A 24634-nucleotide genomic window follows, 5' to 3' on the forward strand; every position below is an offset into this window, starting at 1 on the left:
GTAATTTTCCGTGGCAGTATGGGCACATGCACACACATACACCCACCCAACATGCTGGAATTCGTCTGCGCGATTTGCGGGCAAGGCAAAAGATCAGCCAACTTGATTTGGCCTTGCGCGTGGGTGTTTCCCAGCGCCATTTAAGTTGCATTGAAACTGGCAAAGCCAGTGCCAGCAAGGAAATGTTGTTGGCACTGCTGGAGGGTTTGGATGCGCCGCTGAATGAACGCAATGAAGCGCTGGTGGCTGCAGGTTTTGCCCCCTTGTTTGGGAGCAGGCCGATTGATCACCGGGAAATGGACACCATCAATGAGGTGATCGATTTGATGCTGACTGCGCAGCATGCAGCGCCGGCCATGGTGCTGGACAGTGAATGGAATTTGGTGAAATTCAACGCCAGTTTTGTGCGCTTGTTGCAACTGCTGGAGTTTGATTTGGCCGCTTTGCAAGCGACTCCCAATGTGCTGCTGGCACTGACTGCGCCCGGTGGCCTGGCCACACGCCTGCTAAACCCGGCTGAAGTGTTGGGCGATGTATTGAAAAGGGCGCAGCGTGAGGCTTTGCATGTGCCTGCGTTGCAGGCCATGTTGGCGCAAATTCCGCAATCCATGTTCGACACCAAACAGCCACAGAATTTCAACAACCCCACCTTGGTCACCCGGTTTAAAAGTACGGTGGGCGAGCTTCGTTTTGTGTCAACTTTCACCAGTTTTGGAGCGCCCTTGGACATTACTGCGGCATCGCTGAGAATTGAACATTTGTTCCCCGCCGATGAGGCCACTCGAAAGGCATTTTCATAATGCGTACTTTGCTGCTTTTTCTGTTGATTGCCATGGGCGCATTTGCCACCTGGTGGTTTCTGCAAAAACCCAGCCACAACCGGCAATGGGCTGATGATGTTTCCCAAATGTTGCATGCAGATGTGAATGGCGACAGGGTGGTGTTGAAAAATGTGCGCAACTTTGAGTGGCGCACAGAAACCGATTACACACCGCGCTGGGAAACACGTGAATATGATTTAAGCCAGTTGCAAACAGCCGACCTTGTGTTGTCTTACTGGATGGGGCCTAAAATTGCCCACACCTTGGTGTCGTTCGGTTTTGCCGATGGGCAGTACCTGACTTTCTCGCTGGAAATCCGAAAGGAAGTCGGCGAGGAGTTCTCCGCGTGGAAGGGTTTTTTCAGGCAGTACGAGGCTATTTTGGTGGCGGCCGATGAGGCCGACATTATTCGCACACGGAGCAATGCGCGTGGTGAAAACGTGTACATCTACCGACTGGCCATTCCGCCAGAACAGCTAAGAACCCTGTTTTTGGCCTATGTAGAACAGGCACAAAAACTGGAAAAGACCCCCGAGTTTTACAACACCCTGACCAGCAATTGCACCACGGTGGTGTTTGATATCGCCAAGCGAATCGTGCCGGATTTGCCGCTGGATTATCGCCTGTTGCTCAGCGGGTACTTCGCCGAATACGCCCATGCGCAGGGCGGTTTGGTAGAGGGGTTTGGCTATACCGAACTTCAGGAGAAGGGCTATATTGTGCCCCGCGCCAAAGCCATGCAGGTCGGTGAAAATTTCTCGGAAGTCATTCGCCGGGGTGTGCCCGGCATGTAAGGCTTTGATCAGCAACCACCCGCCCAGCGTGGATCGTTGATGTTGTAGCTGCGCGGTTTCATGTAGTCCACCGGGTCGCGCAGGTAATCCACCTGGGGTGGATCGGGCAGCCTGCTGACTGCTTCCAGCCAACTGTTTTCATAAGCCGACGCCCCGCCGCCAATGCCAGGTGTCCAGGCGTCGTGGTGGTTGGGCAAGGCTATTTTGGGTTTTGTCAGTGCCACATAAGCCAAAGCGTCCCGGTAGGCACTGGTCACCAAGCCAAAACCAACAATCGCATTCAATTGCACATCCACACATTCAGGCAAATTCGTCAATGCGTTGGCCACCGCTTCGCTTTCTGCGTTGCCGGCTTTCATCACCCCAGTAGAGTTGTGCCAAAACCAGGCAAAGTCGCCTGCCCGGAAGTGATAAGCCCAAGTGCCGCCTGCAGGTTGGCCCACGCCGCCGTCGTCTTGCAGGGTGCCCACAAAGCGAAGTGCTTCGGCCAGGCTGGTGTTCAAGTAGGTAGGAAATGTGAGCACGTCGGGAATGTACACCAAGGGCATGCCACCGCTGAGCAGGTCGGCGGGTTCAGCGGCGGAGTGAGTGTGCTGTACAACATGCACGGGCTCGACATCTTCCCAAATTTGAATGGCGCGTACACTGCCGGCACCGGGGTTGGTTTGGTCGCCCAGGTTCAGGCAGGGAAAGGAGTTGGGTATGCCCTCACTGGCGGCGCGCTCGCGGGCGATATCGCACACGTTGCTGCCCGCAATCAACAGGGCATTGCTTAGGCCTGCCACATAGCCCGCATCGGCTGCATGGTCAAAGTGGCCGTGCCCAATGAATATGGCTTCAGGTTGAATGGCGGCCAGTTCTTCACGGCCAATGGGCACATAGTTGGCGTGCACGCCCACAATTTCCCACGCGTCCATTAAAAACAAATGGCCTTTCATGCTCACAATGAAACTTGAAACACCCACCCACCAAAACTTCACCTGCTCCGGGTCCATGGCGTTGGGACCTAATATGCGTTCGCGCGTGGCTTGCAGTTCAGCGCTGGGTGCACGGGCTGCGGGCAGGGGTTTGAAGCTGCTGGCGTCAAACACATTGGGCCGTGTTTCATTGGGTGTAGTTCGGGCGGTGCTGGTGCTGCCCGTGCCGGAATCGCCGCCCAGGCAGGCAGCCAACAGTGGTGCGCAAAGCAAGGCACAGGCAATCAGGCCTGTGCGGGAAAGTAAGTTAGTCATTGTTATTGGGTAGTTGCAGGTGTCTCCAACACCTTGTACTGCCAACAACGTTGTTTTAGATGCCCTTCACCAACGGTGAAAAAAAGCGAATGATCTTCACTAGGTCTTCTTTGGCCTCGGGCAACGCAAGGTTCATGGTTGGCCAAATGTGCGGCATGCCGGGGCGGGTGAGTAAGGTGATTTGCCCGCCCACTTTTTCTACCGCATCGCGTAGTAACACAGAGTCGTCCAGCAAACATTCGTCTTCACTGGCGGTCACCATGAGTGGTGGAAGACCTTTCAATTTCCCAAGCAGGGGCGATGCGCGTTCATCGGCGGGGTAATGGCCGCACATGTACAAGTTGGCGGCGTGTTCAATCATGTGTGAAGACAACATGCTGTCGGTCTTGTCATTGCCTTCAATGGAGGGTGACAGGCGGCGCATGTCGGTGGCTGGCGAAATCAGCAGGCCGCCGTGTGAGGGCAGTTTCTTTTTAAGTGCATGTTGCAACACGGCCAGGCTCAAGTTGCCGCCGGCAGAATCGCCCGCCACGAAAATGGGTTCGCCTGTGGGGGTATCTGCCACCAGGGCTTCAAAGGCTGCAATGCAGTCGTCCAGTGGGGCTGGGAACGGGTTTTCTGGTGCCAGGCGGTAGTCCACCATGAACACGCGGAAACCCAAGGCATTGGCCAAGGCGCCACAGAAGGGGCGGTACATGGGGGGGTGGCCCGCCACAAAGCCGCCGCCGTGGATGTACAACAAAGCGCCTTTGGGATTGACCGGAATAAGCCATTCACCTGGAACACCGCCCAAAGCGCCTTTGATATGTTTCAAGCCTTTTGGCACAGGAGCCAGCAAATTGGATGCAGCGGTCACCATGCGAAACCGGCGCACGAACCCAGCCCCGTTGCCCCGGTAGCTTTTCAGGGCAATGCTTGCAATTTTGTTCATCACTTTGGCTTGAATGGACGGCATGGTGTTCCTCTTTGAAAGTGGGGTGGGGTATTTATAGCACTGCCAGTGCTGCCCAGTTTACCTTGAGTTTTCAATGCACTTGATAAATTCGGACAAATCTGGAATGGAAATGCAAACGCTGTTTTCAGGCCTGAAAAAATCGGCACAATAAAAAAAAGAGCACAACCACACGGAGACACCATGGCGATATTCGACGAAGACATTTTGATCATTGGCGCAGGTTTGTCAGGCATCAGTGCCGCATGCCATTTGAAAAAAGAATGCCCCAACCGAAAGTTCACCATTCTTGAGCGCCGCACCACCATTGGTGGCACTTGGGATTTGTTCCGCTACCCCGGTATCCGCTCAGATTCCGACATGTTCAGTTTCGGCTTCAAGTTCAAGCCTTGGAAAAATGCGCATTTTTTCTCGCAAGGCAATGACATTCGCAGCTATGTGCACGAGGCAGCCACCGAGAACAAGGTGTTCGACCACATTCGTTTTCAGCGCAAGGTGAGCGACGCGAACTGGGACAGCGAGGCCCAGCGCTGGGTGATCAATGCTGTGAATGAAGCGACTGGCGAGCCAGAGCAATACCGCGCGAAATTCATGATGGCCTGTGCGGGCTACTACAACTACGACCAAGGCTATCGCCCTGATTTCCCGAATGAGAAAAGCTTCAAGGGCTTGGTGGTTCATCCTCAGCACTGGCCAGAAAACCTCGACTACACCGGCAAAAAAGTGGTGGTGATTGGCAGTGGGGCAACAGCTGTAACATTAATCCCAAGCATGGCCGACAAGGTGGAGCACATCACCATGTTGCAGCGTTCGCCGTCCTATATTTTTTCCTTGCCCTCCGTGGATGCGCTGACCCGCGTGCTGCAAAAAACCCTGCCGTCCAAACTGGCTTATAAGCTGAACCGCACGCGCACTATTGGTTTGGCGCACTTCATGTTCAAGGCCAGCAAAAGCAAGCCCGAGGTGGTGCGCCGCTTCCTGATCGCGATGATGCGCAGGCAGTTGAAAGGCTCCAGCGTGGATATCAAACACTTCACACCCAACTACATGCCCTGGGATCAGCGTTTGTGTTTGGTACCCGATGGCGATTTTTTCAAAGCCCTGCGCAGTGGCAAGGCCAGCGTGGCCACAGACACCATCAAGCAGTTTGTGCCCAATGGCATTGAGTTGAACTCAGGCGAAGTGCTGGAAGCCGACATCATCGTGACTGCCACCGGTTTGAATGTGCAAATGGTGGGTGGCATGAAGATTAGCCTGGACAATGCGCCTGTGAACTTGAGCGAAAAAATGTTCTACAAAAGCGCCATGTTGCAAGACCTGCCGAACGCGGCGGTGGTGCTGGGTTACACCCACGCATCGTGGACGCTGAAATCAGATTTGGTCAGTGGTTTTGTGTGCCGCCTGCTGAACTACATGGACAAGAAGGGCCATGCTGTGGCGGTGGCCAAAACTGAACACGTGCAGCCTGTGGAAGGTTTCACTGTGCTGGGTGGATTGAATTCAGGGTATTTGAAGCGCGTGGCCGACCAGTTGCCACGCCAGGGTGAAACCCACCCGTGGCACAATCGGCAAGATTATTACCACGACACCAAAACCTTGCTGGAAGACCCCGTGGATGAGCCCGGTTTGGTGTTTGAACCTGCAAAGGCAGGGGGCAGGGCCAAGCCGAAGCTGAAGGCGGTGGCTTAAACCCAGTGGCTTAAGTTAGCTGTCGCTGTCGACCAGGGTGAAGCGCTGGGTCATGCGCTCACCCACCTGCACCATTTCAAAAAATACATTCAAAGGCCTGGTCCACGCGGTGTGGGTATCGCCACTCAAAGGGCGGTAAACCACCACAGGGCTCAAATCGCTTTCCTGAATGGCTTGGCAAATAATTTCATACAGCCCACCTTTGTAGTGTCGATAACGTTCGCCCGTTTTTACGCTGTGAGGTTGTTCTGGCACATGGCTCAAGGGGTGTCTCCTTTGTTGTTGTGAGTCATATTTCTTGAATATTCAAGGTCATATCGTTAAACTGTACGGCTGTCCTTGAAGAATTGAAAGGAGTTCCTGAATGCCTGCAATCAAGCGAGCAACCGAGGAAACCAGCAAACCAGCAACCAAGCCTTTGACCAAGTCGGTCGCGAAGCCTGCTGCTGCCAAAGCAGAGCTGCCCGAAAGCAAAGCACGCCCGGTGGCTACAACCCGAAAACCTTCCAAAACGGCGCTTTCTCCCTCCGAGGTCACGCCTTTGGCACTGCTTACGCCCAGCAAGCCTGCGCGCCGCCGCCGGTCGGGCGCTGCAAAGCCCAGAAAGTTGAAGGGTGCCACAACCACTTGGCCATTTCCAACAGGCTCACGGCCTTAACCTGCTGAACGCTTCACTATGCTTCTAATCGATATTTTGCGCTTACTGCTGGAAACAGCCGCCAGCCTGCTCACCTTTTGCCTGTTGCTGCGCGCATTGATGCAGTGGGTACGTATACACCCCAGTAACCCCCTGTCACCGTTCATTTTTTCCATGACCGACTGGCTAGTGAAGCCCTTGCGCAAGGGTGTGCCCGGCTATGGTGGCATTGATTGGGCCTCCATTTTTGGCGCCTTTGTGGTGTCTTTTGTGCTGCACATTGTTTTGGTGTTGCTCACAGTTGGACTTTCCAGCGGTGGTCCGGGCGTGGGTTCGCTGATTACGCTGACTATACCCATTGCCATTTTTTGGGTGTTGCGCAATGTGGCTTATCTGCTGATGGGTATTGTGCTGATTCAGGTGATCTTGAGCTGGGTGAATCCGTTCTCGCCGATTGCGTCGATTCTGAATGAGCTGTCACGCCCTTTCCTGGAGCCATTGCGCAGGGTGCTGCCCACCATTGGCAATGTAGATTTATCGCCTTTGGTTTTCTTCCTGATTTTGCAGATCGTGATGATGGTGCTGCAAAGCCTGATGCCCGGGTTTTAATTTGGCCAACTGGCATGGCATAAAAAAAGAGCACCTTCAAAGGTGCTCTTTTTCATTTTGGCGGGTTATTTAAATTCAGCGTGTAACGCGCGATGTACCGCCACCACTGACAATTCTTACACGGTCACCAGGCCGGAAATCTTCACCTGCTGCATCCTGAACATAAGCACGCAAGGTGCCGTTGTCCATGCGAACGGTAATTTCCAGGCCCTGACGGGTCGATGCATTGCGTTCTACGGCCTGACCTGCAATACCGCCAGCCACCGCACCCACAATTGCACCCACAGCACGACCGCTGCCGCCACCCACGTTGCTGCCTGCGATACCGCCAATGATGCCGCCAGCGGCAGTACCTACGCCGTTGGTGTCGCCCTGAATAGTCACGGTGCGTACGCTTTCAACTGTGCCTTGCTCGATAATTTGTGCGCGGCGGGTTTCACCTTCGCGATATACCTGACCCGAACTGCTTTGGGTGGCACAGCCTGCAAGCGCAGAAAGCGCAATCAGGGCCACTGCACCGGTGCTTCTTAAACTGAACTGAATTGACTTGGCCATGATTTGATTTTCCTTTCAAGTTACCAGGGTTGTTGACCAAAAGCGGCAGTAAACCTGGACGCAATTTCTTCCCGGCTGTACTGGTAGGTTTGAGGGCCTTTCACTGCAATTTTCAGAGAACCCATCAAACTGGCCAGTTTGGCCGCATTCACAATGCCCATGCCTTCTGTAAGGCCGTAGAGCAAGCCGCCGCGGTATGCATCGCCACAGCCAGTGGGGTCGGCGATGCGTTCTGCTTTAACGCATGGTATGTCGTGCCGTTGACCCTGTGTAAATACCCAGCTGCCTTCGGCACCGCGGGTCACCACGAGTGCTTCCAGCTTCTCTGCGATCTGCTCCAGGGTTAGCCCGGTGCGCTCACACAGCATCTTGGCTTCATAGTCATTGACAGCCGCGTAGGTCGCAAGTTCCAAAAACCGGTCAAGTTCGGGTTTGCCGAACATGGGCAGCCCCTGGCCTGGGTCGAATACAAATGGAATGCCTGCGGTGGCAAATTGCTCAGCGTGCTGCATCATGCCGTCCCTGCCATCGGGGGCAATGATGCCCAAGGCGATGTCGCCGGCATCGCTCACCTTGTTCAGGTGCGAGTGACTCATGGCGCCTGGGTGGAAGGCGGTAATCTGGTTGTCGTCAAGGTCGGTGGTAATGAAGGCCTGCGCCGTGAACTCTTCGCCAATTTGCTTCAGGCAGTTGGTTTCAATGCCCAAGGTTTGCAGGCGCTGAAAGTAACCTCCGGCATCATGCCCAATGGTGGCCATGGGTACGGGTTTGCCGCCCAGCATATTCAGGCTGTAGGCAATGTTGCCCGCGCAGCCGCCCCAGTCTTTGCGAAGACTGGGAACCAGAAACGCAACGTTCAGAATGTGTACCTGATCCGGCAAAATTTGGTCTTTGAAACGGCCTTCAAACACCATGATGGTGTCGAATGCGATAGAACCGCAGATTAAAACGCGTTTGGTGTTGGTTGGGGAATTCATGGTGAAGCAGTCCAGTATCTAAAAAATTGGCTTGGCGGTTATTGTTCGCCTGGGCCTTGGTCAAATAATTCAAGCCTGAAGCCAGTCGCGGCGCTTTCGGGCAGTTGTGTATTCAAAGTGCTCAAGTTCAAGTATGCCAGTACTTCCACGGTTTTTTCGCCAGCAATCAACGGCGCTTGGCTGGCCGCATTTTCATCGCGAAGTTGGTAATCGCTTGGGCTTAAGGATTTGCTGGCCAATACCAAACCTTGCGGGTCGAGCAATTCCACTTTCAGGTGGGGCCACAGGGCAGGCAAAGGAAGCTGGTTGTGTAAGGTGAGGTCAACCCGCAGATTGTGTTCATCCAGAGCTTGCAGGCCGCTGCCTTCAACTCGCAGAGCCTGGGTGGCCGGGCTTGCAAACAGTCGCTGAATAGTTGGCCCTGCCGTATTAATGTGTTTGGCCATGTCGGGGGTTTGTTGCAGCAGGTCAATACGTTGCCACCACAATGCTTGCAGCCCAAGCGCCAGCAGCAGTGCAACACAAGCCACCTTTAACACCGGGTTGCCTTGGCTGAAATTCAACAGTGGTTTAGAGGGTGCCGTGTCGGCGAACAACGCTTCCGAATCTGTGCCATCGCCGCCGGTCAAGTTGTGGTCGCTGGTGTAGCCAGTGTCACTATGCTTGGGGCTAAGGTCCAGTTTTTGCCAGGCTTCAGTGTCGGCTGAAGTAAGGTGCTCAATGCCGGAAAATATGGTTTGGCAATGCCCACAGCGTACCTTGCCCTCGTGCATTTGCAGTTGGCCAGAGGTCACTTTGAACAGGGTGTTGCAGTTGGGGCAGCGTGTGGCAAGGCTCATGGCGCTAGTTTAACCTTGCCGGTGGGTGCAAGGCGGTCAGTCCGCCGCTTTCTGGCCATGCAGGCATACCCAGCCGTCGCGCTCGGCCCACACCGCAAGGTTGATCCATTGGCGGTAATGTGAAATCACTTCTTCGGCCTGGCGGGCCAACACGCCTGAAAGTACCAGTTGCCCGCCTGCTTCTACATGGTTGCACAGCGATGGGGCTAAAACTTTCAGCGGGTTCGATAAAATGTTGGCGACCACCACCGGAAATTGGCGCTTGGCCAATGGAAAGTCGGGCAAACCACAGGGCATTTCGACGCCATTGTTGCCGGCATTGTAGGCGGTGCTGTCGACAGCTTGGGGATCAATATCCACGCCAATGGCTTCAGATGCGCCCAATTTAAGCGCTGCAATGCCCAAAATACCCGAGCCACAACCGTAATCCAGCACACTTTGTCCCTTCAGTGGAAACTCGCTTAGCCAACGAAGGCAAAGGGCAGTGGTAGGGTGTGAGCCGGTGCCAAAGGCCAAGCCGGGATCGAGCACCAGGTTGATTCGATCGTCGATGTTTTGGGGTTCGTGCCAGGAGGGCACAATCCACAAACGGGCTGAAATGGGAATGGGGTCGAACTGGGACTGGGTTAGACGAACCCAGTCTACCTGAGGCACTTCGGTGTAATCAATTTCAGCTTCACCCAGCAATTCGGCCGGGATTTCACCGAAAATTTGCTCACCTTCAGCTTTGTTGCGAAACAAGGCCACCACATGGTTCAAATTCCACGCCGCTGATTCTGGCTCCATGCCGGGTTCGCCGAACAAGGGTTGTTCGTCTTCGCTGTCGGCATTGGCGTCTTCCAGGCTGACCGCCAAAGCCCCCAACTCCATGAGCAGGTCGGAAACTTCGTCGGCTTGCTCAAAGGGCAGGGTGAGTTTGGCTTGTATCAGCGGTGTGGCCTGTGGGTTCATTTACTTGAAACGTGCTTCCAGTTTGTGCTCAAGGTAGTGAATGCTGGTGCCGCCTTCAACAAAGCGGGCGTCTTCCATCAATTCACGGTGCAAGGCTGTGTTGGTTTTAATACCATCGACTACCAATTCTGCGAGGGCTTGGCGCATGCGGGCCATGGCCTGCTTGCGGTCTTCGCCGTAAGTAATCACTTTGGCAATCATGGAATCGTAATGCGGTGGCACGTTGTAGCCACTGTAGACATGGGAATCCACGCGCACGCCGGGGCCGCCAGGCGCATGCCAGTTCTTGATTGGACCAGGTGAAGGCACAAACTTGAACGGATCTTCCGCATTGATTCGACATTCCATGGCATGGCCACGGAATTCAATGTCGCGTTGGCGGAAACGCAGTTTTTGCCCCGCTGCAATGCGAATTTGTTCCTGAACAATGTCGACACCAGTAATCATTTCGGTGACCGGGTGTTCAACTTGCACGCGGGTGTTCATTTCAATGAAGTAAAACTCACCGTTCTCGTACAGAAATTCGAAGGTGCCGGCACCACGGTAGCCAATTTTTCGGCAGGCTTCTGCGCAGCGTTCGCCAATCCGTTCAATCAGGCGGCGTGGAATATTCGGTGCCGGTGCTTCTTCAATCACTTTCTGGTGGCGGCGTTGCATGGAGCAATCGCGTTCGCCCAGCCACACGGCATTCTTGTGTTCGTCGGCCAGGATCTGGATTTCAATGTGGCGGGGGTTTTCAAGGAATTTTTCCATGTAAACCGCCGGGTTATTAAATGCAGAACCGGCTTCAGTTTTGGTCATGGTGACTGCGTTCAACAGCGCGGCCTCGGTGTGCACCACACGCATGCCGCGGCCACCGCCGCCGCCAGCGGCTTTGATAATGACCGGGTAACCCACTTGGCGTGCAATTTTCACGATTTCGCGTGGATCGTCGGGCAATTCACCTTCAGAACCCGGCACGCAAGGCACGCCCGCAGCAATCATGGCCCGCTTGGCCGATACCTTGTCGCCCATCAGCAGAATGGATTCAGCACGGGGGCCTATGAACACAAAACCACTTTTCTCGACACGGTCGGCGAAGCTGGCATTCTCGGACAGAAAGCCGTAGCCCGGGTGGATGGCCTCAGAATCGGTCACTTCTGCGGCGCTAATAATGGCTGGAATGTTCAGGTAGCTTTCTTTGGAACTGGGGGGGCCAATACACACCGACTCATCGGCCAGCTTGACATACTTGGCGTCCACGTCGGCGGTGGAGTAAACCGCCACGGTTTTAATGCCCATTTCCTTGCACGCACGCAGAATGCGCAGGGCTATTTCGCCGCGGTTGGCGATCAATATTTTTCCAAACATGGTGGCTGCTCCTGTTCTATTCAATGACGAATAGAGCTTGACCAAACTCCACGGGTTGACCGTTTTCGACCAGGATGGCCTTGACCACACCAGACTTGTCGCACTCAATTTCGTTGAGCAACTTCATGGCTTCAATAATGCAGATGGTTTGGCCTTCTTTCACCGTGCTGCCAATTTCCACGAAATTGGATGCGCCGGGGCTGGGCGCGCGATAAAACGTGCCAACCATGGGTGAAGTGACTTTGTGGCCGGCATCGGCTGGTGCTGCGGGTGCTTCAGCAGCAACAGCAGGGGCCGCAGCCGCGGCTGGCGCCGCCATGGCTGGCGCTTGCTGCATCATTTGCTGTGGCATGGCCATGGTGTATTGAGGCTGGCTTTTGACGATGCGTACCTTGCCTTCGCCTTCAGTCACTTCCAGTTCGGAAATGTCGGATTCGGCGACCAGGTCGATCAATGTTTTTAGCTTTCTGAGGTCCATTTACTTGCTCCATCTAGGGAGGTTGGTTTTGTATGGCAGTACGCAACCAAGCGCGAGGTGAATTGAGCCTAACTTCGCTTAGTGTGCACTGAAAATCAATTATTTTCCACCTTGGAGGGCTTTGATGAACCTTGCTTCGCGGTTCGCCCAAGTCAGGCGTTGCGTGAGCATACCCGATTTTAACGTTGCAGTGCGTTAGTGATAGTACTCATCTGTATTCTGCCGGCTTCTGTGAGTATTTCATTACCATTTTCGTCCAAAATGACGGTAAATGGTAATCCACCCTGTTGGTTACCCAGTGCTTTTCCAAGCTCTGTACCAGTCATGCCTGCAAGCACGATAGGGTAATTTACAGGTGTTTTTTGCAGAAATTGCTGCACGTTGCTGGGAGAATCAATTGCAATTCCGATCAACTCCACATTTTGGGCTTGAAGTTGCGGATACAGCTCGTCCAGTTCAGGCATTTCTTCCACGCAGGGTGGGCACCATGTGGCCCAAAAGTTAAGAACCACAACCTTGCCTTTCAGTGCACCCAAGTCGAGCGATGCGCCTTGCGGCGTATCAAAGGTGTAGCCACTCAAAGGATAATCAGGGCCATTCTTGGGTTTCAGGCCAAAATACAGACCAATCGCCAAGGCGAGGACTGCGGTCAGAATCGGGATAAGTTTGTTGCTCATGGTGCGTCTATCAAACGGGTCAAGCCCGCAATGTCGGTTTGAAAAAGGGTTCCGTCAGGCGCTTGCCGGTTCAGCAAGCCCCTGCGTTGTACCGGGCTGGCCACACCCAGCTGGAACCAGCGCTGCTTCCAGCGAAAGGCCACAGCCGGAAATGATTTTCCAGCCAACAAGGCATCTTCACAGGCGTCGAAATGGATGTTCTGGTTTAACAGCCAGTAGTCCACTTCTTTTTCGTCGTCGGCGAACGCAATGATGTGCACATCGGAATGAGCACTGCCCGTGCCATTGACCGCTGCGCCATACACAATGGGTTCGAACTGCTGTATACCTTGCATGAATTGGAGTGCAACTTCACGCAATTCGTTCAATTCACCGGGTTGGCTGTCAGCTTGAAACAGGGCTTGGTAGGCGCGCAGCTCATCTTGAATGTCTTGATCAGAAGGAAGTCGTTCCCGGGGCACACGCTGTTTTCCAAGCAAGGCTTTCACGGCCTGGTTGCGTGCGGTGGCGTAGTCCAAGCCTTCCTCTGCAATCAGTCTGGCTGCGGTCATCGCAATTTCTATGCGAAGTTCGTCTTGCGGGGCGAAGAATTCTTCCATATCGGCAGTGTATCCAAATTCACAGGCACTACAATATGGGCTTGTTCTGAAAGGAAGAAAGAATGCACATCCACATTCTCGGGATTTGTGGCACCTTCATGGGCGGTGTTGCCCAGTTGGCCAAGTCCCTGGGCCACACCGTGACCGGTTGCGACGCCAATGTTTACCCACCCATGAGCACCCAACTAACCCAGGCGGGGATCGAGTTGACCGAAGGTTTTGGTGTGGAGCAACTGGCAATCAAGCCCGATCTGTGGGTGGTGGGCAATGTGGTCTCGCGCGGTAACCCCCTGATGGAAGCAATTTTGAATCAGGGGCTGGCCTACACCAGTGGCCCCCAGTGGGTGGGCGAACATATTTTGCGTGGCCGCAAGGTGTTGGCTGTGGCGGGTACGCATGGCAAAACCAGTACCAGTTCGATGTTGGCTTGGGTGTTGCAACAGGCGGGTTTAAACCCCGGCTTTTTGATTGGTGGTGTACCTGGCGGTTTTGGCGTATCAGCCACATTGGGGCAGGGCGACTGTTTTGTGATTGAAGCCGACGAGTACGACACGGCCTTTTTCGACAAGCGTTCGAAGTTCGTGCATTACCGCCCCGTGGTGGCTGTATTGAACAACCTGGAGTTTGACCACGCCGACATTTTTCCCGACCTTGCGGCCATTGAAACCCAGTTTCACCACCTGGTGCGCACCGTGCCGTCGGAAGGGCGGGTGGTATGCCCAGCCAACACAGAATCGCTGGAACGGGTACTTAAACGGGGTTGCTGGACTCCTGTGGCGCGTTTTTCCGCCAATGGTGATGAGGCACCCTGGCAAGCCCATGTATTGGGCGCATCCCGATTTGAAGTGTTGATGCATGGTGAGGTAAAAGGCCAGGTGGAATGGGACTGGTCAGGCCTGCACAATGTGAACAATGCCTTGGCGGTGATTGCGGCTGCACATGCCGTGGGGGTGAAAGTGGCTGATGCTTGCAATGCCTTGAGTGCATTTCCCGGTGTAAAGCGCAGGATGGAGTTGCGCGGCGAGGCGGCCGGTGTGAGGGTGTACGACGATTTTGCGCATCACCCAACCGCCATTGCCACTACGCTGGAAGGCGCAAAAGCCCGCATGGCGGAAATTGCTTTGGCCAATGGCCAACCCGCAGGCCGCTTGATTGCACTGTTCGAGCCGCGCTCCAACACCATGAAAATGGGTACCCTTGCGCAAGCACTGCCTGCCTCCTTTGATGAGGCTCAGGCCGTGGTGTGCTACACCGCAGGTATTCAATGGAATGTGCGCGATACCTTGGGCAGCGTCGGTGAAAGATTGTTCACCAGCGACAATTTGAATGAAGTGATTGATCATGTGGTTTCCCAGGCACAGCCGGGTGACTGGGTGGTGGCCATGAGCAATGGTTCGTTTGGCGGCATTCACCAAAAACTGATTGATGCTTTGGCTTCACGGGTGAAGGCTTGACGCCCTTTACCCTTCACAGCCCGGGAGGTTTTGCGCGTACCCCGGGTGTAGCCGATCTGGTGGTGTACCTGCACGGGTTTCGTTCGTCGTCCAAATCGGTGAAAGCCCAGAAGATGATTGATGCGTTTGACCAGGCCGGTTTAAGCAGCCATTTGTGGGTGCCCGATTTGCCTGCCTCGCCGGCGCAGGCATTGGCCATGATCGAGCAGCACCTGGATGCCCGTTTACACAGCCAACCCGAATTGTCGATGACCTTCATTGGAAGTTCCTTGGGAGGATATTACGCCACTGTGTTGGGAGAGTTGCATGCTCAGGCTTCGGTGGTGTTGTTGAATCCGGCCATCAAGCCTTATGACGACCTGCAAGATCAAATCGGAAAAAAGAAGGTTTATTTTTCTGATGAAGAAATCGAATTTGTACCCGCCTACCTGGGCGATTTAAAAGCCATGGAGCAAACCAGCCTGACAAACCCGCAACGTTACTTTTTGGTGGCTGCGCGTGACGATGAGGTGCTGAACTGTGACACCATGCTGGCGCGTTACCGCGGTGCACACCAACTTCACCTCCTCGGTTCTGATCACGCTTTGAGCGATTTTGATGATATTTTGCCCTTCGTGAAGCTGGCTGTGGGTTTGCCATGAGTGGTGTTGTCGCGTGGGCCAGGCGTTGCCCGCCAAGCTGGCCTGCCTGGGCCCGAAACTGGGCATGTACCTCCGGTTCGCTCACCCAGCGTTTGGTGCGCCTGAACCAAGGGTTTAAAGTAGAGCCTGTTGTGCAAGCCAAGGTGTTGATTAAACACGGGCCTGGCGCCAGGGGGCAAAGTGTAACGGGGCAAATGATGCGGCAGCGGCTGGTGCGCTTGCACGTGAACAACGCGCCTGTGGTGCTGGCCCAAACTCTGGTTGAAATGGATGGCCCAGTAAATGATTGGCATTTTTGGCGGGGTTTGGGCACCCGCTCATTGGGCACGGTGTTGTTTTCCGACCCGAAAGTAAAACGGGGCAAACTTTATTTCGCACGCTTGCCTTTGCAGCAGCCTTGGGTGCAACGCTTGTTGCCCCCGGCGATGAAAGCCGAGATGAACCGGCTGGGCAGTGGCCGCGTTTGGTATGCGCGTTGCGCGCGCTTTTCGCGCAAACCCGACAGAACGCCGTTGTGGGTCATGGAAGTGTTCCTGCCCCAACTCGAGAACTACATTTAGGACAGTTGATGAATTTGTATTACGAAGAGGCCGGAGCCTTCAAAGTGGGCCGAGTGCTTCAAGAGCAAGGCAACGCCTATCAGGTTGAAACCTTGCATGGCAAACGCACCAAGGTGAAATCCAACAGTGTGATGCTGAAATTTGATGCGCTGGAATGTGCAGAATTCCACACGCAGGTTGAGGCTTTGGCCAAGGAAGTGGACACCGAGTTTTTGTGGGAATGTTCTCCTGAGGGCGAGTTTGATTTCACGGCCATGGCTCAAGAGTACTTCGGTGAAAAACCCACAGTGGTGCAACAGGCAGCCACCCTGGCAGCTTTGCATGCTGCCCCCATTCACTTTCACCGCAAGGGCAAGGGCATGTACCGTGCAGCCCCGCCAGAAATTTTGCAGGCTGCTTTGGCCGGTTTGGAGAAAAAGCGCCTGGCGGCTGAACAGCAACAAGCCTGGGCCGATGCCTTGGTGCGCCGTGAACTGCCGGACGGTTTTGCAAAACAGGCAGCCACATTGCTGGTTCGGCCCGACAAAAACAGCGCCGAATACAAAGCCTTGATGCTGGCTTGCACGGAAGCGGGCCGGTCGCCCGATGTGTTGTTGATTGAATGTGGCGCTTTTAAATCTGTGCATGAAATGATGCGTGCACGTTTTGCTGCCGTGTATTTCCCGAAAGGCCCGGAAATTGATTTGCCTGCGCCCGAGGTGCCAGCCGAGTTGGCGGAGTTGCCCGTGGCGAATGTGCGCGCGTTTTCGGTTGATGATATTTCAACCACGGAAATTGACGATGCATTCAGCGTGGTGTGGCTGGATGAAAAACGCGCCCGAATTGGTGTGCACATTGCAGCGCCTGCGCTCTTGATTGAGCGCGGGAGTCCATATGATCGCGTGGCCCGCGAGCGCTTGTCTACCGTGTATGCGCCCGGCGATAAAATCACCATGTTGCCCGACCAGGTGGTTGAGCTGGCCACATTGGCCGAAGGGCGAACAGTGCCATCGGTCAGCATTTATGTGGAAGTGAGTACTGAAACAGGTGAGCTGATCAGCGAGCCTTACAGCGCGATTGAGCAAGTGCCCATGGCAGCGAACTTGCGCCACAATCACCTGGATGCGGCTTTGTCGAAAGAGGTGCTGGAAGACCCCGGTCTGAATGAACTGGATACGGTGGGTGAATTTTTCCCTGCCCTGAAAACGTTGTGGAAAAGTTCGTGTGTGTTGCGAATGGAGCGGGAAATTGTTCGTGGCCAGCCCGAGAAGCACACGCGGATCGATTTTAATTTCTACGTGAGTGATGACGGCACCGTTGAAATTCAGCCCCGCCGCCGCGATGCGCCACTGGATTTGTTGGTGGCTGAATGGATGATCTATGTGAACCGCGAGTGGGGCGGTATGCTCGACGAGTGCAAAGTCACTGGAATTTACAGGGTACAACCGCCTATGGGACGTGTGCGAATGTCGACCCATGCCGCGCCGCATGTGGGTTTGGGCGTGCCGCAATACGCCTGGAGTACTTCGCCTTTGCGCCGTTATGTTGACCTGGTGAACCAGCAGCAATTGATTTCGCTGCTTCGCCAGGAACCACCGGTGTACACCGCAACCGATGCGGAATTGCTGTCAGCCGTGAACAGTTTTGATGTGACTTACAAAGCCTATGCCGAATTCCAGCAAAGTATGGAACGCTACTGGTGCTTGCGCTGGATTCAGCAAAAGGGCCGCAAACAGTTTGACGGCGTGGTGGTGAAGGACGAACTGGTGCGCCTGGACGACATTCCCCTGTTTGTTCGCTTGGTGGGCGTTACTTCGCCAGGCCGTGGGGTGCAGGTAGAGGTTGAGCTGGATCAGGTGGATGAACTGACCCTTACAGTTTCTTGCAAGTTGATTGCCTTGAAAAAAGGCACAGCAACGCGCTTGCTGGATGACGACGAGGAAGAGGAGGTTGAACTTCCCGAGGCGCCGGTGGCGGTGCTTGAAGCGGGTGAGTCGGAGGGGCTCAATCCTCCAGACGATTCCGCAGGAGGTTCTGCAGCTTGACTTCGCTGCGTGCACCACTGGGCGGGATCGACTTGAAAAAGGCACTGGTGTTGTCGGTGCTTCTTCACGCCTTGTTGTTGCTGGTGCATTTTTCAAAACCGAAAGTAGACACCGCTTTTAGTCGTCCGCTGGAAGTGATTCTGGTGAATGCGCAATCGCAAAAAACGCCCACTGATGCCAAAGTACTTGCACAAGTTGCACTGGATGGTGGCGGGCAAGCAGACAAGGGCCGGGCGACCACTTTGCCCGGGCAAGCGGATGACAAGGTCAACCAGCGCGAACTGATCGCCAGCCAGGAACGGCTGAAGGAGCTGGAGGCCTTGCAGCGCAATTTGGCGGGTGCGGAGTTGCGCACCACACCGCAAAACGAAGTGCTGGACACGCGCCCCGGCAATGATCCGAAAAGCCAGCGTGCGCTTGAAATCAAGCGGTTGCAGGCTCAAATTGCCGACAACATCAAAAGCTACAACGAACGTCCACGCAAGCATTTTTTCTCGCCACGTACCTCGCCCTATGCTTTTGCAATTTACGAGGAGGCGTGGCGCGCCAAGGTAGAACAGGTGGGCAATGCGAATTACCCCGATGAACTGAAAGGCCGTATTTACGGCAAGTTAAGGCTGACTGCCTATGTGCGTGCTGATGGCACGCTGGAAGATGTGGAAGTCGACCGTTCTTCGGGATCGGCCGTGTTGGATCGCGCTGCATTAAGAATTTTAAGAATGTCTACGCCGTTCCCACCTTTTCCCTCAGAGATGCGGCAGAAGGCCGATATTTTGGCGATTACACGCACCTGGGTGTTCAGCCGTGACACCATCAGTACCGAGTATTAAGTTCAGGGAGATTCGTTGTTGAATGCATTGATTCGTCAAGCAGATCGGTATGTGGTGATCGGGAATCCGATTGCACACAGCATGTCGCCGTTCATTCATTCCGACTTTGCGGCGCAGCTTGGTTTGCCTTTGCAATATGAACGAGTGCTTGCCCCACTGAATGGTTTTGCACAAACTGTAGCAGCGCTGCAGGCTGCGGGTGTGAAGGGCGCCAATGTGACCGTGCCATTCAAGCTGGATGCCTTTGCATTGGCTGGCAAGCCTCCCAATTCGCTGACACCCGCCGCAGAATTCGCGCAGGCGGCCAACACCTTGAAATTTAACGTCGATGGCACTGTGCTGGCCGACAACACCGATGGTGGGGGCTTGTGCCGCGACTTGAACCGCCAGTTAAATACGCTGGGTTTGCGACTGGAGCAATGCCAGATATTGATGATCGGTGCAGGTGGTGCAGCCAGCGGTTGTGTGGCAGCTTTTCAGCAGGCGGGTGTTCAGCACCTTACGGTACTTAACCGAACTGTGGACAAAGCGCGCCAGCTGGCGCAGCGTGCGGAAGCGATTGATCTTCCCGCAGCCGGTGGCGGGCTGGATACACCGCCTTCTCATTTTGATGTGCCCGGCGCACCGGTGGTGATTGTGAATGCGTCGTCAAGCAGTCTGAAAGGGGATGTACCTGTACTTCACCCTGATTGGTACGCGCGCGCTGTATTGGTCTACGACATGATGTATGCCGCCGAACCCACAGCATTTATTCGGTCTGTCAGTAAGCTGGAGTTACCGTGCAGCGACGGCCTGGGCATGTTGGTTTTTCAAGCCCAGCTCGCCTTTGAGGTATGGACCGGGCAGTCGCCCAATGCCCTTGAAACTTTAACCAAAGTTCGGCAAGCCTTGCTTGCCAAAGCAAAACAACAATGACCATGGCTCGCAGAAAATCTTCTCCTGGTGGCAGCAAGCGCAAATTCAGCCTGAATCCATTGGTGTGGTTGTGGCGAATTTTCTTTTGGGGATTCTGCGCCATCGTGTTGTTACAGCTTTGGTATTTGGCGCAAATTGCGGTGTGGACTCATGTGAACCCCAGCAGCACGAGTTTCATGCAAACCCGTTTGGCTGAAATTCGCAAGACCGAACCGGGTTTTCAGTTGAAACATGAATGGGTGCCTTACGACAAAATTTCCTTGAACTTAAAGCGTGCTGTAATCGCTGCTGAAGACAGCGGTTTCATGACTCACAAGGGCGTGGAAGTGGAAGCCATTCAATTGGCCATTAAACGCAATGAAAGACGAGGAAGGGTGACACATGGTGGCTCTACCATCACCCAGCAGTTGGCCAAAAACCTGTTCTTGACCAGCAAGCGGAGCTACATTCGCAAAGGTCAGGAGTTGGTCATCGCTTTGATGATTGAAGCGCTTTGGGACAAACGCCGTATTCTGGAGGTGTACCTGAATGTGGTGGAATGGGGCAACGGCGTATACGGTGCGCAGGCCGGCGCAAAACACCACTACGGCGTCAGTGCTGCACAACTGAGCAACTATCAGGCTGCGCGCATGGCAGGCATGTTGCCTGCGCCACGCTATTTTGACAAACGCAGAAATTCGCCTTTTTTGGCGCGTAAAACAGGCACGCTGCAAAAGCGGATGTACCAAGTGACTGTGCCGAAGTAATGCGTCTACGTTTACTTGTTCAGGTGCATACCCTTTTGCGCCAGAAAGCCTGAGTTCCCCCTTGAAGACGATTAACCACCCTGAGCGCCCCCGCTAACAAAGCGGGCGGGCTGCGCTCCCGGCGTTGCCGAACGGGAGGTGAATCGACTACAAGGGCAGGCTTTCTTGAATGGCGCTGCAAGGGCATTGCTACCTGAACAAGCAAAAAGGCGTTACTTCGGCAACGAAATATTTGTTTGAGAATGCGTTTGAATGTGTTTATTTTTGACGAATATTGGAATGAATTCTGAGCGCGGGCAGATAGTCTGGCCGGATTGTCTAACTTGGTAGTTTGAGTTGGTGAAGTTACAGTGTGATAGCAGTGTAGTGACGCTACGAGGTGTGCACGCAAGAGCAGAATTTCTGGGAAACTAGATTTATTGTGATCTATTCAAACAACTGGTGATTCAATTCAAGTTATGAGATTCCACGCTGACGGCCCGATCATTCCCGACATACTTTTGAATCGTTGTGATGAGGGTCGTGTGGTGTTTCTTTGCGGTGCGGGAGTATCTGTACCGTCAAATATGCCTGATTTTGTAAAACTTACTGAGTGCGTAATCAATTTCTTTGACCCTTCAGCTGACTCGGAAATCAGGATTGCATTTCAGCCTTGGTTGGATGAAAAACAGAAAGGGAACGAGTCTTCCTTAAAAACTCCACTAGACCAGATATTCAATCTTCTCCATATGGAGTACGGTAAACATGAAGTTAATCAGTTGGTGGCAAGACGGCTAAGTGCCAAGCCTTCCGGCAAGATTGGACATGAGCATGGGTTGATCAAGCGAATTTCTAAAAGCGCCAAAGGAATTCCGCAGATCGTAACCACTAATTTTGATCGCTTGTTTGAGGGGCGCGATCAAGAGGAGCACACATATGAACCGCCAGCTTTTCCTGATCTTGGATACGGTTCAAGTATCGAGGGTATTACATATCTGCACGGAAAGTTGCAAGACCCTGATTCTGAAAGTCATCCATATGTACTGAGTAGTGCAGATTTTGGTCGAGCCTATCTTTCTGAAGGTTGGGCGACAAAATTTATTCGAGATCTATTGGGTCGATATACCGTAGTGTTGCTAGGCTATAAAGCGGAAGACCCACCGATTAAATACCTCCTACAAGGCCTTAACCATGATGGAAAATATGACCGATCCAGGTTGTATGCGTTTGATAAAGGTCCTCCTGAAGAAATAGAAGCAAAGTGGCATGATCGTGGTGTAACGGCGATAGCCTTTCCTGATTTTCCAAAGTTGTGGGAGAGCATACAAGCTTGGGCTGAACGCGCTGATGACCCTCGTAAATGGCGAGAGTCGGTGATCGCCAAGACTCAACAAGACCCAAAAGATTTGGCGGCTCATGAGCGTGGGCAAGTAGCACATGTTTTACGCACGGTACAGGGCGCGAAATTATTCTCCCAGGCAGATCCAGCTGCAAATCCAGAATGGGTGTGTGTGATGGATGAGATGGTGCGTTCCGCGGAGCAGGTTGAGGGGTATGGTGAAGATACAGAGGTTTTTGATCCCAGGGCGGCTTACGGCCTTGATGACGATTTAGAAGATTTTTCTGATGATAAAAATAAATCACCTGTTAACAACGACGATCTTTTGATTTGGAGAGAGGGAGATGGCAATCCGCATGATTTTCACCGGATAGGTGGAAGGCGGCCTGAAGGTTTTGAGCCGCTTTCTGCCAGGTTAGGTCACTTGATTACATGGTTTGCTAAGTCCATTCATAGTCCGGTGCTGGCTTGGTGGGTGATTCGTCAAACTGGTATACATCCCCGATTGTTGAGAGAACTTGGAGGGGAAATCGAACGTTCAAAAAATTTACATTCGCGAGCTCGACATATTTGGAATCTGATTCTTGAGGCGCAACGTGATCCTCGAAATAGGGCTCATCAAGATCGGAATTGGTTCGATTTCAAAAACAAAGTTGCAAGTGAAGGCTGGACTTCTCATGTTCTGAGGGACTTCCGAAAATTTGCAACTCCAAGGTTGGATGTTAAAGCGCCTTATGGCTTGAGTAAGGCTAAACCACCTCAGGACGATTGGCAGCATGTTGATCTCGGAGGACTAGGTCAATTCGAAGTGAAGTTCCTTGAGCGTTATAACGAAGATGTAGAAGTACCTGATGAGGTCTTGCCTGAAGTATTTGGCATCATTGAGGCGCAGTTTAGGGTGGTGTCAGGCCTGCTTAAGGATATCGATAGGGATATTTACAATTTTGAGCTACCTACTTGCTACCCTGATCGAGATGTTGAGGGGGAAGTTCATGTAGAAGAAAGTGCGCAATCTGTGACTTGGTTCATCCAGCTTTTTGACCGGATGGTTGCGGAATATCCAGAGTTAGCCCGTGCGCATGCAACGACTTGGCCAATTGCAGATCCTTTATTCTATGGAAGGTTAAAGCTGTATGCGTTTAACAAAGTAGAATTATTTGAAGCGGATTATGTTGCTGAGCAAGTGTTGTGTATTCAGCAAGAAATTTTCTGGGATAGCGATCTGGTTCGAGAGCTTGTGTTCTTGCTGATTGATCGATGGCATGAGTTCTCTATTGATCATAAAAGTCGATTGATGAAGAGAATTCTTGAAGGGCCTGACAAGCGCTCCTACTGGTCTGATGATGAATATCCTAAATTACGAGATGAGTCTGCCGCCAGCTACGCAAGATATATTCAATTACACGGATGTGAGCTAACGGTAGACCATACTAAAAAACTCGCAGAATTGATCGAAAAGCTTCCAGAATGGCGTGAAAGCTGGGCTTCATCAATTGCAATCAAACAGGGCTCTTCAGGCGGATGGGTGTCCACCGACGAAAATCCAGATGAAATTTTAAGCCTTCCAGTGGGGGAATTGGTTAGTAAAGCCAAGGAGGCGTCAAAGCGGGATTTGTTTAGTCTCACCGATAAAAGACCGTTTATTGGTTTGGTTAAATCCAATCCGAGAAAGGCACTTGCGGCGCTTACAATTTCTGGAAAAAAGGGGGAGTTCCGGGAAGATTTCTGGTCGGAAATGATCAATCACTTTCCCGAGGAAGTAAGGCCGCGGTTAAGGCTGGTTTTCTTGAGGCGATTATCGCGTTTACCTTATTCGCTGATAGTAGAACTCCGCTTTACATTGGGACGATGGTTTGAAAAGAACCTTAATGTCATTCTGAAGTTTGATGAAGCCCTTGGTTGGGCTTTGTACGATCACATCGTTGATGGAATTATGAGTGGCGGAGCAGACGCCACTGGGAGTAGCCGTGGTGAAGTGACTTTGAGGGGAAAAGTCATTCAACAATCCCGGCGAACTTATGATCATGCAATTAATGGTCCCATCGGTATGTGTACGGAAGCTCTTTTCCGTGTCGTGACGGTAGAAAAGCTGGAGGCGGGTTCGCTTATTCCGGGGCACATCAAATCTCGTGTCGAACGTCTTTTTTCGGCAGTTGGGGAAGGCTCGGATCATGCGGTTTCAGTAAGTTGCCGAAGGCTCAACTGGTTGATGTTCATCGATCCAGGTTGGAGCAATACGCAGTTGATTCCTATGCTGAATTTCCAACATCCTCGTTCAGAAGCTGCATGGAACGGATTCTTACATAGTGGGAATATACCTAGCCCACCTTTGTTGGAAATAATTAAACCGCAGTTACTTGGACTTTTCCCAAAGATTGAAGAGTTTTCTTGGGGTGGCAAATTAGCAAATGTAGCTGCCCGGTGGCTAGGTTGGTTGCGGGTTTTTGCTTGGGATAAGTCTTACGGTTTATCGTGTAATGAAATGCGTTCAATTCTTCGGGCAATGTCGGAAAGTACCCGGAATCAATTTATCTTCTGGCTGAGCCAGGTGGGACGTCACAAGGAGAATGACTGGAATAAACACGTTCTTCCATTGATTGAAGAAGATTGGCCAAGAGAGCGGCGATATAGGACTATGGCAGCCACTGAAGCGTGGGTTAATTTACTTGGCGAGACTGGGGTGAATTTTCCAAGTGTCTATGAGGCGGTGAAAAAATTCTTGGTGCCCTTGGAGACAAATAGTCACTCACTATATCGTTTCATAAGGGAAGCCGCTGGCGAGCAGCCGATCACGGTCTTGTTTCCGGAAAAGACTTTGGACTTAATGAACAGAATTGCGCCAGATACGCTCGGCCCCCTTGCGTATGAGTTACCGAAAGTTCTTGCATTAATTTCAGAAACTAAGCCTGACCTGACCTCTGACCCGCGTTATTTGCGTCTTATTGATCTGCTTGAGCGGACTTGAAAATCTTGAGTTTTCAGTGTT

Annotated in this window: 24 protein-coding genes; 13 read left to right on the top strand and 11 right to left on the bottom strand. The window is 53.0% G+C overall.

Annotation, left to right across the window (positions count from 1 at the left end; all coding sequences use genetic code 11):
- The first annotated feature begins 26 nt into the window (after positions 1–26).
- The gene (locus tag LMED105_RS09275) at positions 27–800 is read left to right on the top strand and encodes a helix-turn-helix domain-containing protein (protein ID WP_008250503.1); all 774 of its coding nucleotides are present in this window, start codon (positions 27–29) and stop codon (positions 798–800) included.
- Positions 800–1615, top strand: coding sequence for a DUF4105 domain-containing protein (locus LMED105_RS09280; RefSeq protein ID WP_008250505.1), 816 nt, complete (start codon positions 800–802; stop codon positions 1613–1615). The genes LMED105_RS09275 and LMED105_RS09280 overlap by 1 nt, the downstream gene beginning before the upstream one ends.
- Before the next feature lie 8 nt (positions 1616–1623).
- On the opposite strand, the gene LMED105_RS09285 is transcribed toward LMED105_RS09280, so the two are convergent.
- Both LMED105_RS09285 and LMED105_RS09290 read right to left on the bottom strand, forming a co-directional pair.
- Positions 1624–2847: an MBL fold metallo-hydrolase gene (locus tag LMED105_RS09285; protein ID WP_198006830.1), complete on the bottom strand. Its 1224-nt coding sequence runs from the start codon at positions 2845–2847 to the stop codon at positions 1624–1626.
- 55 nt (positions 2848–2902) lie between these two features.
- The gene (locus LMED105_RS09290) at positions 2903–3802 is read right to left on the bottom strand and encodes an alpha/beta hydrolase (protein WP_008250509.1); all 900 of its coding nucleotides are present in this window, start codon (positions 3800–3802) and stop codon (positions 2903–2905) included.
- Positions 3803–3982: 180 nt separating this feature from the next.
- Here LMED105_RS09290 and LMED105_RS09295 point away from each other — a divergent pair, with 180 nt between their 5' ends.
- On the top strand, positions 3983–5488 hold the full coding sequence (locus tag LMED105_RS09295; protein ID WP_008250511.1) for an NAD(P)/FAD-dependent oxidoreductase: 1506 nt from the start codon (positions 3983–3985) through the stop codon (positions 5486–5488).
- A 15-nt stretch (positions 5489–5503) separates the two neighbouring features.
- On the opposite strand, the gene LMED105_RS09300 is transcribed toward LMED105_RS09295, so the two are convergent.
- Complete coding sequence (locus LMED105_RS09300) at positions 5504–5743, bottom strand: DUF1653 domain-containing protein (protein WP_156799631.1); 240 nt, start codon at positions 5741–5743, stop codon at positions 5504–5506.
- Positions 5744–5852: 109 nt separating this feature from the next.
- Between LMED105_RS09300 and LMED105_RS16805 the strand changes: the two genes are divergently transcribed.
- Positions 5853–6146, top strand: coding sequence for a hypothetical protein (locus LMED105_RS16805; RefSeq protein ID WP_156799626.1), 294 nt, complete (start codon positions 5853–5855; stop codon positions 6144–6146).
- Positions 6147–6164: 18 nt separating this feature from the next.
- Positions 6165–6734 carry a YggT family protein gene (locus tag LMED105_RS09310; protein WP_008250514.1) on the top strand — a complete coding sequence of 190 codons (570 nt, stop codon included), beginning with the start codon at positions 6165–6167 and terminating at the stop codon, positions 6732–6734.
- A gap of 75 nt (positions 6735–6809) precedes the next feature.
- Here the strand turns inward: LMED105_RS09310 and LMED105_RS09315 are convergent, their stop codons facing one another.
- The 8 genes from LMED105_RS09315 to LMED105_RS09350 all read right to left on the bottom strand — a co-directional run bounded on the left by LMED105_RS09315 (position 6810) and on the right by LMED105_RS09350 (position 13160).
- Positions 6810–7289, bottom strand: a complete 480-nt coding sequence (locus LMED105_RS09315; protein ID WP_008250515.1) for a glycine zipper 2TM domain-containing protein — start codon at positions 7287–7289, stop codon at positions 6810–6812.
- A gap of 20 nt (positions 7290–7309) precedes the next feature.
- Complete coding sequence (locus LMED105_RS09320; protein WP_008250516.1) at positions 7310–8266, bottom strand: carbohydrate kinase family protein; 957 nt, start codon at positions 8264–8266, stop codon at positions 7310–7312.
- Between the two features lie 38 nt (positions 8267–8304).
- Positions 8305–9105: a DUF3426 domain-containing protein gene (locus LMED105_RS09325; RefSeq protein ID WP_008250521.1), complete on the bottom strand. Its 801-nt coding sequence runs from the start codon at positions 9103–9105 to the stop codon at positions 8305–8307.
- Positions 9106–9141: 36 nt separating this feature from the next.
- On the bottom strand, positions 9142–10056 hold the full coding sequence (gene prmA / locus LMED105_RS09330; protein WP_008250524.1) for a 50S ribosomal protein L11 methyltransferase: 915 nt from the start codon (positions 10054–10056) through the stop codon (positions 9142–9144).
- Positions 10057–11406 carry an acetyl-CoA carboxylase biotin carboxylase subunit gene (gene accC / locus LMED105_RS09335; RefSeq protein ID WP_008250526.1) on the bottom strand — a complete coding sequence of 450 codons (1350 nt, stop codon included), beginning with the start codon at positions 11404–11406 and terminating at the stop codon, positions 10057–10059.
- 16 nt (positions 11407–11422) lie between these two features.
- Positions 11423–11884, bottom strand: a complete 462-nt coding sequence (accB, locus tag LMED105_RS09340) for an acetyl-CoA carboxylase biotin carboxyl carrier protein (protein WP_008250527.1) — start codon at positions 11882–11884, stop codon at positions 11423–11425.
- 179 nt (positions 11885–12063) lie between these two features.
- Positions 12064–12561 (bottom strand): TlpA disulfide reductase family protein, encoded by a 498-nt coding sequence (locus LMED105_RS09345; RefSeq protein WP_008250529.1) that lies wholly within the window; start codon positions 12559–12561, stop codon positions 12064–12066.
- Positions 12558–13160 (bottom strand): hypothetical protein, encoded by a 603-nt coding sequence (locus LMED105_RS09350; protein ID WP_008250530.1) that lies wholly within the window; start codon positions 13158–13160, stop codon positions 12558–12560. The genes LMED105_RS09345 and LMED105_RS09350 overlap by 4 nt, the downstream gene beginning before the upstream one ends.
- A gap of 62 nt (positions 13161–13222) precedes the next feature.
- Between LMED105_RS09350 and mpl the strand changes: the two genes are divergently transcribed.
- From mpl to LMED105_RS09390, 8 genes are all read left to right on the top strand, one after another.
- Positions 13223–14614 (top strand): UDP-N-acetylmuramate:L-alanyl-gamma-D-glutamyl-meso-diaminopimelate ligase, encoded by a 1392-nt coding sequence (mpl, locus tag LMED105_RS09355; RefSeq protein ID WP_040513074.1) that lies wholly within the window; start codon positions 13223–13225, stop codon positions 14612–14614.
- The gene (locus LMED105_RS09360) at positions 14611–15255 is read left to right on the top strand and encodes a YqiA/YcfP family alpha/beta fold hydrolase (RefSeq protein WP_008250534.1); all 645 of its coding nucleotides are present in this window, start codon (positions 14611–14613) and stop codon (positions 15253–15255) included. The genes mpl and LMED105_RS09360 overlap by 4 nt, the downstream gene beginning before the upstream one ends.
- On the top strand, positions 15252–15815 hold the full coding sequence (locus LMED105_RS16325) for a chorismate lyase (protein WP_008250539.1): 564 nt from the start codon (positions 15252–15254) through the stop codon (positions 15813–15815). Before LMED105_RS09360 ends, LMED105_RS16325 begins: the two co-directional genes overlap by 4 nt.
- Positions 15816–15823: 8 nt before the next feature.
- Entirely contained in the window at positions 15824–17839 is a 2016-nt protein-coding gene (locus LMED105_RS09370) for a ribonuclease catalytic domain-containing protein (protein WP_008250541.1), read from the top strand.
- Positions 17836–18669, top strand: a complete 834-nt coding sequence (locus tag LMED105_RS09375) for an energy transducer TonB (RefSeq protein ID WP_008250544.1) — start codon at positions 17836–17838, stop codon at positions 18667–18669. Before LMED105_RS09370 ends, LMED105_RS09375 begins: the two co-directional genes overlap by 4 nt.
- 18 nt (positions 18670–18687) lie before the next feature.
- Positions 18688–19584 (top strand): shikimate dehydrogenase, encoded by an 897-nt coding sequence (gene aroE / locus LMED105_RS09380; RefSeq protein WP_040513118.1) that lies wholly within the window; start codon positions 18688–18690, stop codon positions 19582–19584.
- Positions 19581–20330 (top strand): monofunctional biosynthetic peptidoglycan transglycosylase, encoded by a 750-nt coding sequence (gene mtgA / locus LMED105_RS09385; RefSeq protein ID WP_008250546.1) that lies wholly within the window; start codon positions 19581–19583, stop codon positions 20328–20330. Before aroE ends, mtgA begins: the two co-directional genes overlap by 4 nt.
- 458 nt (positions 20331–20788) lie before the next feature.
- On the top strand, positions 20789–24613 hold the full coding sequence (locus tag LMED105_RS09390) for an SIR2 family protein (RefSeq protein WP_040513075.1): 3825 nt from the start codon (positions 20789–20791) through the stop codon (positions 24611–24613).
- Positions 24614–24634 lie beyond the last annotated feature (21 nt).

Origin of the sequence: Limnobacter sp. MED105 (genome assembly GCF_000170915.1) — a bacterium.
Taxonomy (GTDB): Bacteria; Pseudomonadota; Gammaproteobacteria; order Burkholderiales; family Burkholderiaceae_B; genus Limnobacter.